General features: G+C 50.8%; 10 protein-coding genes. 3 read left to right on the top strand and 7 right to left on the bottom strand.

Annotated elements, in window-relative coordinates:
- Positions 1–44: 44 nt before the first annotated feature.
- The 6 genes from F0Q32_RS14070 to F0Q32_RS14045 all read right to left on the bottom strand — a co-directional run bounded on the left by F0Q32_RS14070 (position 45) and on the right by F0Q32_RS14045 (position 7656).
- Entirely contained in the window at positions 45–1472 is a 1428-nt protein-coding gene (locus F0Q32_RS14070; protein ID WP_149463570.1) for a glucose/sorbosone family PQQ-dependent dehydrogenase, read from the bottom strand.
- Between the two features lie 486 nt (positions 1473–1958).
- Positions 1959–2693: an EAL domain-containing protein gene (locus F0Q32_RS14065; RefSeq protein ID WP_149463569.1), complete on the bottom strand. Its 735-nt coding sequence runs from the start codon at positions 2691–2693 to the stop codon at positions 1959–1961.
- Between the two features lie 20 nt (positions 2694–2713).
- Positions 2714–3754 (bottom strand): fimbrial protein, encoded by a 1041-nt coding sequence (locus F0Q32_RS14060; RefSeq protein WP_149463568.1) that lies wholly within the window; start codon positions 3752–3754, stop codon positions 2714–2716.
- 12 nt (positions 3755–3766) lie between these two features.
- Entirely contained in the window at positions 3767–6373 is a 2607-nt protein-coding gene (locus F0Q32_RS14055; RefSeq protein ID WP_188016867.1) for a fimbria/pilus outer membrane usher protein, read from the bottom strand.
- Positions 6374–6385: 12 nt separating this feature from the next.
- Complete coding sequence (locus F0Q32_RS14050; protein ID WP_149463567.1) at positions 6386–7072, bottom strand: molecular chaperone; 687 nt, start codon at positions 7070–7072, stop codon at positions 6386–6388.
- Between the two features lie 56 nt (positions 7073–7128).
- Positions 7129–7656: a fimbrial protein gene (locus tag F0Q32_RS14045; RefSeq protein WP_149463566.1), complete on the bottom strand. Its 528-nt coding sequence runs from the start codon at positions 7654–7656 to the stop codon at positions 7129–7131.
- Between the two features lie 653 nt (positions 7657–8309).
- Between F0Q32_RS14045 and F0Q32_RS14040 the strand changes: the two genes are divergently transcribed.
- Both F0Q32_RS14040 and F0Q32_RS14035 read left to right on the top strand, forming a co-directional pair.
- Entirely contained in the window at positions 8310–9002 is a 693-nt protein-coding gene (locus tag F0Q32_RS14040; protein ID WP_149463565.1) for a flagellar brake protein, read from the top strand.
- A 135-nt stretch (positions 9003–9137) separates the two neighbouring features.
- Positions 9138–10499, top strand: coding sequence for an MFS transporter (locus tag F0Q32_RS14035; protein ID WP_149463564.1), 1362 nt, complete (start codon positions 9138–9140; stop codon positions 10497–10499).
- On the opposite strand, the gene F0Q32_RS14030 is transcribed toward F0Q32_RS14035, so the two are convergent.
- Positions 10493–11368, bottom strand: coding sequence for a LysR family transcriptional regulator (locus F0Q32_RS14030; protein WP_149463563.1), 876 nt, complete (start codon positions 11366–11368; stop codon positions 10493–10495). The two genes, F0Q32_RS14035 and F0Q32_RS14030, sit on opposite strands and share 7 nt — an antisense overlap.
- A gap of 846 nt (positions 11369–12214) precedes the next feature.
- On the opposite strand from F0Q32_RS14030, the gene F0Q32_RS14025 reads away from it, so the two are divergent.
- On the top strand, positions 12215–13507 hold the full coding sequence (locus F0Q32_RS14025) for a TolC family outer membrane protein (protein WP_370516882.1): 1293 nt from the start codon (positions 12215–12217) through the stop codon (positions 13505–13507).
- The last annotated feature ends 103 nt before the right edge of the window (positions 13508–13610 follow it).

The raw sequence follows: 13610 nt of genomic DNA, 5'->3' as shown, positions 1-13610 counted from the left end.
AGGGAAAAAAATCAGGCGGGCCAATGGACCCGCCTGCAAGCGCATTACTTACCGGTGTATTCGAAGACGATAATCGAACCCGGGTTGCTCAGGTTGTGAGTAGGATGGTTAGACTCATCCATCACATTACCGAAGTTGTCGGTGGCAACATAGATTTTACGCGTATCCGGGCTGACCACCACCATGCGGTAGCGGTTGGCGGTGTGGAAGTATTTCGCCACGTCGCCCTGCACGTCTTTCTTATCGGCGTTCAGCAGAACGCGATAGAGCGCCCCGTTTTTCATCGAGCTGACGATGATGGAGTTACGCCAGCTTTTGATGACGCCATCCGCCGGGTAATACGCTACGCTCGACGGTGCAATAGTCGGCCAACAAATGTACGCAGAATCCGCGCTGCAGCTGGCATCGTTATAGGTGTAGCCTTCTTTGACGGTGAAGAAGGTTTTGATTGGCGCTTTAAAGTCAGCGGCTTTCCATTCAGTCTCTTTCTGCACCGGTACGCCTGCCGGGATATGGTTCGGGTCCCATTTCAGCGACGGGCAGTTTTCAGCTTTCGAGTAGTTTGCGTAAACGTAAGCCTGATCGTCCTGGAAGCCCGCTACGTGCGGCCAACCGTAGTTTCCGCCTGCTTCCAGAATGTTCAGTTCATCGTCAGATGAGGGGCCTTGTTCAGAGGCGTAAAGGGTATCGCCGACAAAGACCAGCCCCTGCGGGTTACGGTGACCGTAAGTGAACAGGTGGCTTTTAATGCCGTGAATGGTCGGGTTATCTTCCGGAATAGAGCCGTCGATATTCAGACGCAGCACTTTACCGGCATAAGCCGCATAATTTTTATTCTTCAGCTCATCCTCAGTTGGAATACGCTGTGCATCAATAGGTTTGCAGAAATTCGCGCCCTGGTTATGCCCTTGTTCACCGATGGTGTAATAGAGTTTACCATCCGGCCCAAAGCGCAGACGCCCACCGTTGTGGTCATTCCCCGCCGGGAAACCGGCCAGGATTTCTTTTTCGTTACCCAGTTTTTGGGTTTTTTCGTCATATTCCAGGCGAACAATTTTGGCATGTTCTTCATTACCGTTCATATAGGTATAAGCGGTATAAACATAATTATCGCCACCCGCTTTCATAAAGTTTGGCGATAATGCCAGACCCAGCACACCTTCGTGTTGCGGGCCGGTATGGACGCCGCTCAGCGTGATAGCGACTTTTTTCTCGCCGGTTTTCGGGTCGATGCGATCGATAGAAGCGGCTTTACGTTCGGTCACCCACAAATAACCATCCGGGCCCCACACCATATCCCACGGCGCATCCAGGCCGCTGATCAGAACGTGTGCGGAAAACGGCTCATTGGCCTGAACTTCCGGATGTTTTGCCGATGATGCATGACTCGTGGTTGCGGCATAGCTGACGCCACACAGGGCAAGCGATAACGCCACTGCCTGGCTGATTCGTTTGGTTTTATTATTAAACATTGCTGGCTCCATACCATAGAAATAGCCTCAGACTTATCCGAGGCTATCGGGATGGAATAACTATTGTCTGTGCGTCACATTTTGTCAAACTGTGACAAGTTGTGTGAAAGGTTATGATTAATGTAACTGTAAGCGCAAAAAAGAATATAGAGTCAATTTCTCCTCTCAATGGATTAGGAATTTTACGAGTCAACGCCGAATATTTTCACAGGATGTCTGGATTGATTGAGGATAACTATTGTTAAGAGGCGAAAAAAAATATTGTCGATATGATATTTAAATTTTTTGACTGAGTTATAAAAATTTTTTATCCATCATTTTAAAAGCCGGGAGGGAATTATCTGAAGAAAAGTTGTCGCTATTTAATATGTATGATAGCTGATGCATTATATTAATGTTAATTGTTTTTTGATTATTTGTAAAATCAAGCGATAAAGCAAAACGCTTTACCGCATGAGATTGTTTAACGTCAAAAAACGCATGAAATTAGTGATGGGTCTGGCGGGGGAGAGAATTGGCGTTGGATTGGCCAGCGGTCAGGGCTTCGATACTCTGCTCTTGCCACAGCAATCCCTGTAGCGCAAACCACGGCATGTTATCAAGCCAGGTCAGATGCTCCTGTGTTTCAATTCCTTCAACGATCACCTGATAATGGTTAGCGCTGAAGTAGTGCAGCAGCGAAGCCATCAGTTGTTGCCCGTTTTTCTTTTCACGCAGATTCCACAGCAAATTTTTATCCATTTTAATAAAACGGAAAGACTGCATCGCCAGTGCGCCAAACCCGGCATAGCCCGCGCCAAAGTCATCCAGCCAGAACGAATATTTATCGCCCAGCGCATCGATGGCCGGCGTGCGTTTGACCAGGGTGCTGGAAAACTCGCTCACCTCAAAATGCAGGCAGCCGATGGTTTTTACGCAATCGGCAATAAAGTCATCGTTCAGCGTATGTAGCGTGGCTTCGTCGACATTAATCGTGACCATCACGTCATTTTGCTGAAACCACCACTGATAGCTTTTCACCAGCGCAATTTGCTCCTGCAAAATGCGCGCGCGAAGCTCATCGGACGCGTCGCTAAAAAACTGTTCTACGGTGATGGCCGCGCTTCCCGGTTCCTGCGTAAACCGGGTTAAGCACTCAACGGCAATCATTTTGCCTGCACGGTCGAACATGGGCTGAAAAACATAGCGCAGTCCGGTTGGCTCGGCGGAGGTCAGCGACATTTTCGTGGAGTGTCCTAGTGTTATTTAAAGGTCACGTCAATATTAGCTGACGCGTTGAATTTGCCCACTTTCGGCGTTGCGCTGAGCCATTTCAGGCTGGCGAGGAAATTACTTTCGACAACGCTGCCGTTCACATAGCCCAGTTCTGTTGGCGTGTTCATGCTAAGCCAGGTGTTCGGCGAGTCGGCGCGGGATAGCAAAATCCCGAAACCGCTGTTCTGTTCCGGCAGAATCAACTGATTATCCTGCGTCGGGTAGGTGGTGCTGAAGTTCGCCATCAGCGTCTGTTTTTCGCAATCCTGCCCCTGGCCGGTCAGATCGGCACGAATGCTGAACGGCACCTGCTTCTCAATCTTACCGACGACCGCGTTACGCGCCGGAATGGCACCAAAGTTTACCGTTTCGCCATTGTTGGCAGAGACGGTAATTTTTGGGCTACAGGAGATGAACCTGATATTGCCAAGCCCGGAAACATAGGCGCGAAAGTTACTGTTTGGCTGATTGTTTAAGCCACCTTCACCATCGACCTGGAACACAGCATATTTACTCTGATCTTTGATAATACCGTCGGCTGGCGGCGGGTTACCGGTGGCCTTGATGTAGATAGCGTAGGAGGCAGTGATGGTTTGCGGAAGTGCAGGAGGCATACACCGTCTTGTTGATGACTGTTGACATACCGTACCCGGACCAATGTCGGTACTTTTGATCTTAGTGGGGTTGATGTCCGAGCCAAGGAACGTCACGCCAACTTCCAGCGAGTTGTGGATAGCCGACATCTTAATATCCGGATCCCACCACAAGTAGGCATCTTCCCCCTGCGGGTGATTGTTTGTATCCGTACATTTAAAGGTCGAGGTAAAAGTCTGTGAGCGCCATAACACGGTACCCGCCGTAAGATTGGCGGTAGAAACGTTGATCTGGTGATCCAATGGGATGATTTGCTCTACACTGCCGTCGCTGGCGCGTTTACAGGTCAGCGCATAGCTGCTGGTGGAGAACAGCGCGGCGGACAAAATCAGCAGAAGCAGCCCGGTGCGCGGCGTGGGGATAAAAATCCGCATGGTAAATATCCTTTAGTTTCGGTTACAGGTGAGAGAGACAACCTGGTAACCACCGGGTTGATCGCGGTCGACAGGAGGCAGTTCAGGTATCGGCAGGGTGCAGGACATGTCATCGTCGTCGCCCCATTTCACCCGCAGACGTTCGCCGCTTTCGATACCGGCAACATAGGCTTCGCCGCGCGTACCGACGACGCCGACGTTAGCGCCCTGCTGGTTAAAGATATTGGCGCCAATCATTGGCGCAGAACCGTCCGCCAGTCTGGCGTGGATGAGCAGGCTGTGACCAAGATGCGTTTCAAACTCGACGCGGCCAATGGCGCGCTGTGTCGGTACGATATCTTTTGCGGCCAGCGGAATTTCCATTCCATTACCAATATCTGCAGTACGCAGTGCGACGCGGTTGTGGCGATACGGCATTGCAGAGGTCAACACCGCATAGCCAAACCGGTCGATTGCCACCCCTGGCTGGTTTTCCAGGCGCACGCCTTGCGCGCCCGGCGCTTTCACCAGCACAAAGGTGTTTTGCAGTGGCTGCGACAGCGTTACACCGCCAGAGTGCGCCACTACACCACCAGAGACGTTGAGGGACGTCTGTTGATAGTTGTTGTTGTAGTTGTAGCCCAGCGCCACATTACCCATGCTGCCCATGTAACCCAGGTTTGCTACGCTGGTGTCGCCGCCATACTGGGAATGACCGCTCTGGACGAAGTAATTCATGCGGTGGTCATCCAGCAGTGTGCCGCTCAGGCCCGCGCTGTAGCCATCGCCGCTCTGTTTACTGTGAGAGGCGTTAAAGGACGCGACGGTTTGGTTATCCGGGCTAAAGATGTTGAACGGAATCGACACGCTGACGTTCACGCTATTGTCGCTGTAGCCATAGTTGCTGCGGCTACTCTGATAGAACACGCTGTAGTTCACCGAATGGAAGCTGGTGTTGATCCCGGTCTGGATAGTGCGGTCATATGACGAGGTGTTCCAGTAGTTCTGGCGGGTGAAAGTGGCATACAACGATGCCCCGGCCACGTGCTGGTTGACGGTCAGTTCGACACGCTGGCGTTTATTGTTATAACGCATCGATTCGTAATAGCGACGGCGTTGGCTCTGCGTTGCCCATGACGGCGCGCCGCTGTTATCGCCTTCCTGATCGTAATATTCCGTCTGGTAAAAACCGTTTTTCCAGTTGGAACGTTCGGTCACCGCATCTGAGAAATCATAGAAGCCGGACGTGGAGTAGCGATAACCGGCAATTTGTAATTCGGTGCCCAGCGCGTTCAGCGATTTCGAATACAGGAAACGTACGCTGGCGCCGCGCTTGCTGTCGCCGGAGGCCAGATCGGTATCGGACCACGACGCGTCAACGGATGCCGCGCCGTACTCGCCCATATTTTTACCGATGCCCAGCACGCCAGAACGGTAGTTTTCAGCCACGATCACCCCACCGTATGGGGTAATGTCCCATCCCGCGCCGTGAGAAATCGTGCCCTGAATAAAGTTCGGCTCATAATCGGTTGTGCCGTCGTGATATTTCCCGGCGGTCACCTGATATTCCCAAATCCCTTCGCGCAGCATGTTCGGTACGGAAGAGTAGGGAAGCGTGAAGTTATGGCGCGTGCCATCGGCCTCAATAACCGTAACGGCCAGGTCGCCGCTCAGGGTACTGGGGTGAATATCTGTCAGCGCAAATGGCCCTGGCGGTACAACGGTGCTGTAGACCGTATAGCCGTTCTGGCGCACTTCCACGCGGGCGTTACTGTTGGCGACGCCGCGTACCACCGGCGCGTAGCCCCGGCGGCTGTCCGGCAGCATCTCTGGCACGCTGGAAAGCTGCGCGCCACGGAACTGGAAGCTATCGAAGACGTTGTTATTGGTGTTGCTCTGACCAATCAGCACGCGGCTACGCCACGGAACGATGTCCGTTTCTGCCCAACTGGATACCGAGTTCCATTGTGCGTTTTGTCCGCTCTCTTTTGAGAGGGTTGAGTTGTTGCGAAAACGCCATGCGCCGATGTTGATACCATTATTCAGCGTCAGGAAAGAGTAATCGCTGTCGCGTTTTGCACCGTTGCTGGTGTAGCGGGAATGGCTGCCGCTGTAGGCGTAGTTGGAGTAGGCGGCATTGATGCCATCGTCATACACCAGAGGAGAAATCATCCCCTGCGGACGCGGTTCAAGTTCGGTTTGCGGCACGGAAATATCCAGTTCCTGCAGTGCCGCATTCCAGCTAACGCTGCTGCCGGGGATCCCTTTGACCAGATCGTAACACGCACTGCTTCCTGCCGTTTCTGGCACCAGAACGCCATACTGACGGAAGCTCTCTGCATCTAAACAAAAATAGCCAGGGGAATTAGGGCTATCTTTTTTGAATTCAACGTCGCGGTGATCGACGCGAACTTTGTTCAGATAAATATCAAAGGGATAGTGACCCGGCAGGATATCATCGCCACTGGATAAACTCTGCACTATCGAGGCATTATCAGCCCCGTGGATAAACGAAGTATTGAACTGTTCTTCCGCATTAACAAACGGCGTCGCCAACAATGGCATTGTTGATACGCAAACGGCGCAACGGATCCGTTGCGCCAGACGTCCTGGTGTTGTCCTTATCTTATGGCTGGCCATTGTGCTGGTCCCTTATTGCAGGCGGATGTCTTTAATTTCCGTGTGTCCGCCAAAATCATTAATAAAGGTAAAAGAGAGCTGATCGGCGATAGACGCGCCTGCCGGTAAGTTGATGCGCATTGAGTCCATCGGGTTGACCATATCGGCATTCACTTTCCAGGTTTTGCTGGCACCATTTTTCAGGGTCAGCGTGCCAAAAGTGATGTGTAGCGGACCGTTATTGGTGACCACCAGTTGATTACCCTGTTTACGCCAGCTCAACGCTTCCACTTCTTTTTGCAGGGTGGTTTTCAGCGTGGTTGGGCGATAAAAAAGTTTCACGCGAGTGCGAATGGCAATTTGCAGCACGTTCTCTTGTTTTGATGCAGGAGGAATTTCCTGAACGTTAATCCAGTACACGGTTTCACGATCAGTTGGCAGACCTGCGCCGGAGTAAATGAAACGCAAAATAGCGTCTTTATTGCCCGCCAGTTTTAATATCGGTGGGATTGCCTGCATCGGTAAATTCTTAGGTGTAGCGGATGAATCTCCGGTATCCAGCCAGGTCTGAACCATCCATGTTTCATCCGTATCGTTGTGAATGGACAGCGCGGCGGATTTTTCATTGCCGTTATAAATCACACGCGTTTGATCGACCTGGATACCCGCAGATGCATCTAATGACGCCAGCAGTAATAAAGCTGCAACTATTTTTTTCATTTACCCGTTCCAGTTATATTAATTAGCCATCCGTGGCTAACATCCGTTATCCGTAATTATTTGTATTCGATGGTGAAAGTTGCGCTGGCGTTTGCAGTACCGGCAGTTACTTTATCCAGGAAGGATTTGTAACGTGCTTTCAGGTTAAAGGTCGCTGTACCGCTGGCATCGCCAGTGGTGGCAACGTTAACCCATGGGGAGCTGGCATCGGCATCCTGGTTAATCGGGATAATTTTTTCGTCATTAGTCAGAATTTCGATACCGACGCCACCTGCCTGGTCAACGGACAGCAGGTTCGGGTTACCCGCAACAGACGGGCCGTCGAAGCGCAGGGAGTAATCACCCGCTTCGCATTTTTCAAGGTTGATGGTGAAGGCTTTAGAGGCGGTGACATCACCTTTGTTGGCAAATGCACTGGTAGGATATTTACCAATGAAAACGTCTTTATTCTGGTCGCCAGAGGTCACAGTACAGGTGGATTCGATAATTTCACCGGTGAAATTGACTTTACCATTTACTGCATAAGCATTCATCGCGGATGCGGAAATAATGAGTGCCGCGATAGGCAGCAATTTCTTATTCATTTTAACTCCATGTATTTTTATGAAAAACGACATAAGTAGTCAGCACTGAAAGTGAATGCAGTGCAGCCAGGCATGCAACCAGCCAGTGCAGGCAAGTTGAGTGCGATGAAATTTACAGCAACACTTTCATTACAAGGATTGTTTTAATATTTTAATGGGTTGTTATTGATAGGTAGAAACAGTTGATTGGAACTCGTATTTATGTCTTATCGGAAAAGCCCTGGATTATTCGTAAGTTAGGCTAAGTCATATCCTAAATGAGAATTGATTATATACCTGTATTAATCAATTAAACCGAATGCATTGATAGTTAAAAGCAATAAGAACAGTTAAGTGATTCTGATAAAATCATCCGCAATATAAATGAAAGACGCTGAGCTCTTTTTTTAGCAAAAAGTGGCATATAGCGTTCACTCCGGCATATGTGTTTTTAAACAATAAATTTACGACTTAACAGCTAATTCACATATTGAGTACAGATAAACGTATTCTGTATTGATCTCGCCAGGCACTATTGCAAAAACTCAGCATATTTATGGAACTCAGCCATTTATGGTTAGAGTGATGTCTGCTTATTCAGCAGTTAGCTTATTGGCATACTTGCGTTAACCCTGTCAGGGTGGTTAAGCGCAGTTTCCTCTGGTCAGAGAATTATGGACGAATCATACGTGAAGCAGGGTTTGTTTGAGAGCGTGGCGATTATTCGCGAGGCTCTCAAAAAAGGATGTCTGGTTGATATCCATAGCAAAAATGCTGACGTGTTTTGCAAAATACAAAAACTGGATGCGTCAGGTTTTTACGTTCCGTGGGACGGCGATGCGCCGGAAACGGAAGAAAATCTTGAGGTCGAAATTTTTGCCGATACCGGCAAATTCGAATTTCATGCCGCAGCTTCCGCGTTTCATCCCCACGAGGGCGAAAACTGGCTGTATATTCACTATCCTGATGCCATTAATGTTACGCAACGCCGAAAGCATCCCCGCTTAACGTTTAGCGATCGCCGTGTTTACACCGCGCAGGGAAAATTTAACGACGGTCTCTATTATCAGTTTCGAATTAAAGATCTGTCGCCGGGTGGCTGCGCGCTGATTGCGGAAGATGGTGAACGCGCCCAGGCGTTAATCAGAACCACGCTGCGTAATATTGAGCTGGATTTTGGCAGCCACGGTACCCTTGTGGCGGATCTCTTTGTGTTGAGCAGCGAAAAAATGGCGGCCTCTGATGATGCGTCCCCTGCCTGGCATCTTTCCTGTCAGTTCAAACGTATCAGCGAACCGATGCGACGCAATCTTGATAGCATTGTGATCAAACTGCTGCTGGAAGAGAAACGCTTACACCGATTATAGCGGCACGCCTTCTCAGGCGGGGCAGCTATATACCTAAAAGGTATCATCTGTTTCTTTATAAGGTATTGGTTTTCAATATAAAAATAACTTATAGATTCTCTTTCTGCTAATAAAACAACAGATGGGGAAGGAGAGATGCATAAAGCGGGCGATGAACTGATCAAAAGCGTGATTGATATCCGCTTCTCGGCGTTGCAGTGGCGGGTTATCGCTCTCTGCTTTCTGGTGGCGCTGTTTGACGGTTTTGATACACAGGCAGTGGCCTTTACCGGGCCTGCGATGATTGATGCCTTCGGCGTGGATGTCAAAAATCTGGCGCCGGTGCTGACGGCGGGTATTGTGGGCATGACGGTAGGCGCGATGCTGCTGGGTATGCTGGGCGACAGAGTCGGCCGACGCATCACGCTGATGGTCTGCGTGCTGATATTCTCCGTCGCCACGCTGCTGACCGCGTGGAGCACCCATCTTGATACCATTTTCATTTTGCGCGTCATTGCCGGGTTTGGCATGGGCGGCGCGACGCCGGTGTTGCTATCGCTGGCGGCGGAATATTCTCCGCATCGCCATCGCGGGCTGGTCACGACCGGCGTGCTGCTGGCGCTTCCCGCAGGCGCCATGTCCGGCGGCCTGCTGGCGGCAGACATGTTGCCGCGTTGGGGGTGGCAGAGTATTTATCTGATGGGCGGCGTCGCACCCCTGTTGTTGCTGGTGGTGATTGTCTTCCTGCTTCCCGATTCGCTGGATTCCCTTTACGCTCGCCGCAACGCGCGCTCGCTGAAAAAAGCCAACGCCATTCTCAGCCGCATCGCCGGACGAGAGGTGCGACTGCCTGATGCCTCAACACAGGATACCGCCGTTACCGCGCGACCTGTTTCGCGTCTCAGCCATCTGTTCAGCGGCTCTCTGCGTTTGATCACCCCAGGCATCTGGAGCGTCTACTTCTTCAACTGGGTAGCGTGGTTTATGTTACTGTCATGGCTGCCGACGCTGCTCAAACAGGCCGGCCTTGCGCCTGCCGATGCGCCCTACGCCTCGGTGACGGTCAATGCCGCGTTTATTGCCTTCGCCCTGCCTTTGTCATGGTTCCTGCCGCGTATCAACACGCTGAAGATCCTCTATCTGATGTTTGCTGTCGGTATCGCCGTTGCGCTGGCATTGAGCGTAGCAATTTCTCAACAGCTTTGGCTGGCCTCATTCCTGCTTATCGCCTTTGCTGGATTTGGCGTCGGTGGACAGCAACTGGCGTTAAATTATCTGGTGGTCGCCACCTATCCCGCTGCCGTCCGCGCGACCGCGATGGGATGGGCGATTGGCATGGGGCGCATGGGGGCGATTATGGGCTCAGCCATCGGCGGGCTTGTGTTGAGTGGTGCAGGGACGGGCGGTTTCTTCCTGGTGCTTATCGTACCGCTGGCGATCGCTTTTGCCAGCCTGTTGCTGCTGCGTCGCCGTTATGTACAGGCGACGGGTCCGCAGGATGAAGTCGCGGTTCACTGACAACTGGCAGGACGCAGCAGATTTCTGCAGCGTCCAACCAGCGGATTGGCCTCATGTTTGCGATAGCTCAGGATAATGGGCGAGGTGACATGAGGCTCTTTCACGGCGACATAGCGCACGCCTTCATGGTTAATTTGCCTTGCCGATTCAGGTACAAGCGCGACGCCTATTCCTGCGGCGACCAGCGCAATGGCCGTTTGCATATCATTTGCCTGCTGGCTCGGGTTGACACACAGACGATGCTGTTCAAAAAGGCGCAGCGTGTGATCCGCATAGCCCGGGCGTGGTTGCGAAGGGTAGAGGATAAACGGCTGCAGGCTCAGCTCGGCCAGGCTTATCGGGTTACCGTTTAGCGCAGGATTGCCCGGCAGTGCAGCCACCAGTGGTTCCTCACGGATCGTGAGCTGTTCAATCTCGCTATCATGCAGATAAATACGACCAAAACCGACGTCAATCCGACCTTTCTTCAGCGCCTCAATTTGCCGCAGCGTCACCATCTCCTGCATCTCAACGGCAATATCATTTTCATTGTGAAGCCGCCGGATAAGCGAGGGTAATTCCCCGTACAGCATGGAAGGCGCAAACCCGATAATTAAACGTGCACGAGACGCATGGGCAATCTGCCGGGTTTGCTGCGCTATCTCTTCCAGTCGGTTAAAGAGCGGCTCGATTTGCTGATACAGATAAACACCCGCTTCGGTCAACGCCAGCGGGCGAGTACGGGTGATGAGCGTGACGTTCAAATGTGATTCCAGCTGCTGGATCTGCCGGCTCAACGGCGGCTGCGCGATATGAAGGTTTTCCGCCGCGCGTGAAAAACTCAGTGTGCGACACACTTCCAGGTAGTAGCGCAAATGGCGCAGTTCCATGCATTCTCCTGCGGTAAAGGGATTGACGAGTGTTTATCTTTTCTTAATGGTGACGATCTACTGTAGTCCATTTTTTGCCGCAAGAGAGCCGTAAGGATAGCAGGCCTCACTGCGTGCTTTAGGTCCCCTCTGAAAATTATGTCTGGAATGTCTTAAACGCCTGGTTTTATCTGGGCTGAAGCCTTTTCTTAGACGTCTAAAATACGTTTTTACTACGTCCGATTGCTCACGATAATTACATATATTGATCGATTTTCCTGAACTATTGTTTAGATTTGTATTCTTTCAAAATTAATAAATTAAGCTAATAAAAGAAAAGTAAAGTATAACTATAAATAACGGTGATTAATTAATTTAATTGTGTTTTTAGTGCTACGAAGATGTTTCTATGACCGAGTGTTGAGAGTGGGGGAATTGCTAATAGTGTCGATCCTTGCTTAAGGATTGCTTTCATAACGTGTTGAAACAGATCTTTTTTTTACTTTAGCGCTTTATGAGGTGAGGGTTGATTTGTGTGATTTAACAATATGCGATCTCATTAACAAAAATCTTACATGGTTAGTGTGGATATAGGGATTTGGTTGTGTTAGATTTTTCTTAAGGAAAATTCTTAATAGAAAAATTTTTCAATTTTGCTGCTAAGTTCTCGGGTTAACCCCATGGTTATAAAGACTATGAATGGAATATTGATCAGTAACGTTAATGATTTCTACGCATAAGCCATCGCAAGATATTGGTTTGGCCTTTGAAATAACGGAAATGTAACCATGGAAAGCAACATGAGTGAAAAGGATGACGTCTCTGAAAATAACAGTCTTATTTCCAATTATTGTTGCGGTATTAGTGATGCAGATCCCCCCGGCGATCTCTGCCCCTGCTCCGGCCTGGGCATCTCGCCCGGATATGGCACAGGCGGCGGCGGTGGACTTGAAAGAGAGCATATTGTTTGCGCTTAATCGCGATCCTTCCGTCAATGAGCAGGCCGCCCAGCTTGGTATAGGAGAGGGCATGGTGGATGAGGCGCGTAGCGCATGGTTTCCTCAGGTCGCGCTGTCTGGCAGCACCGGCCATAGCCGGACGACAGATTCCAGCGGTTCAATGAACAACTCCGCCCAGTGGGGAATGAGCATTACTCAACTGGTATATGATTTCGGTCGTACCAATAGCGCGATTGATAAACAGTCATCACAACGGGATAGCTACCGTTTCCAGTTAATGAGCACCTTTACGAGCGTCGCGGAAGAAACGGCGCTTTCCTACATCGATATTCTGCGTTATCAGGCGCTGATCCGCGTGTCAGAAGAGGGCTGGAAGGCGCTTGATAACGTTCGTCAATTGTCAGAGTACCGCGCAAACGCGGGGCTCAACTCCCGTTCCGAAGTGCTGCAAACCGAAACGCGTATGGCTGGAATGCAGGCAACGCTTGAGCAGTACCGTGCTGGTCTGGAAAGCGCGACGGCGCGCTTCGGCGTGCTGACCGGGATCACCGCAAAAACCTATCGCCCTTTGCCTGAGGCTTTAGCCCTCGAGCAAAAGTCGCTCGCTGAAATTGAATACTCCTACATTCCGGCGGTGATGGCCGCCGAAGCCAGCGAGCAGGCATCACGTTACAACGTCGAGGGTGCAAAATCCGAACACTGGCCGTCGGTGAGTGTTCGTGGCGGACGCACGCGCTATGAATCCAACAACCGCAACTACTGGGATGATCAAATTCAGGTGGTGGTGGATGCGCCTATTTACCAGGGGGGCGCGGTTTCTGCGCGTATCGCTCAGGCGCAGGAAGCGCGGAAAATGGCTTCTTCACGGGTGGATCAGGCAAAGTTTGATGTGCTGCAAAAAGCATCGGTAGCCGCCGCCGATTGGCGTGGTGCGCAGGGGCGTGAAGCTGCTGGCGCATTACAGCACCGCAATGCGATTCGCACCCGTGACGTATACAAGGATGAGTACAAATTAGGCAAACGTAGTCTGAACGATTTGCTCAGCGTTGAGCAGGATGTCTATCAGGCTGCCTACTCGCAAACCCTTGCTGATTTCGATGGCTGGAGCGCGGCGGTGAATTATGCCGCCGCAACAGACAATTTATTACCGTTAGTAGGAATACAAAAACACGTAACCTCGACACTACCGGAACTGAAATAGCCCGCAAAAAATAAATGCGCGCCAGATTGTGAAAAATGGGATTGATTTCTCAGGGCTTCCCTTATTCGCCATCTCAGGAAAACGCAGTTCCGCAGATTACTTA

The sequence above is a fragment of the Pseudocitrobacter sp. 73 genome (assembly GCF_008369545.1).
Classification (GTDB): Bacteria; Pseudomonadota; Gammaproteobacteria; order Enterobacterales; family Enterobacteriaceae; genus Pseudocitrobacter; species Pseudocitrobacter vendiensis.
The sequence above is the reverse complement of the archived record's forward strand: the minus strand, read 5'-3'. Positions and strand labels throughout refer to the sequence as shown.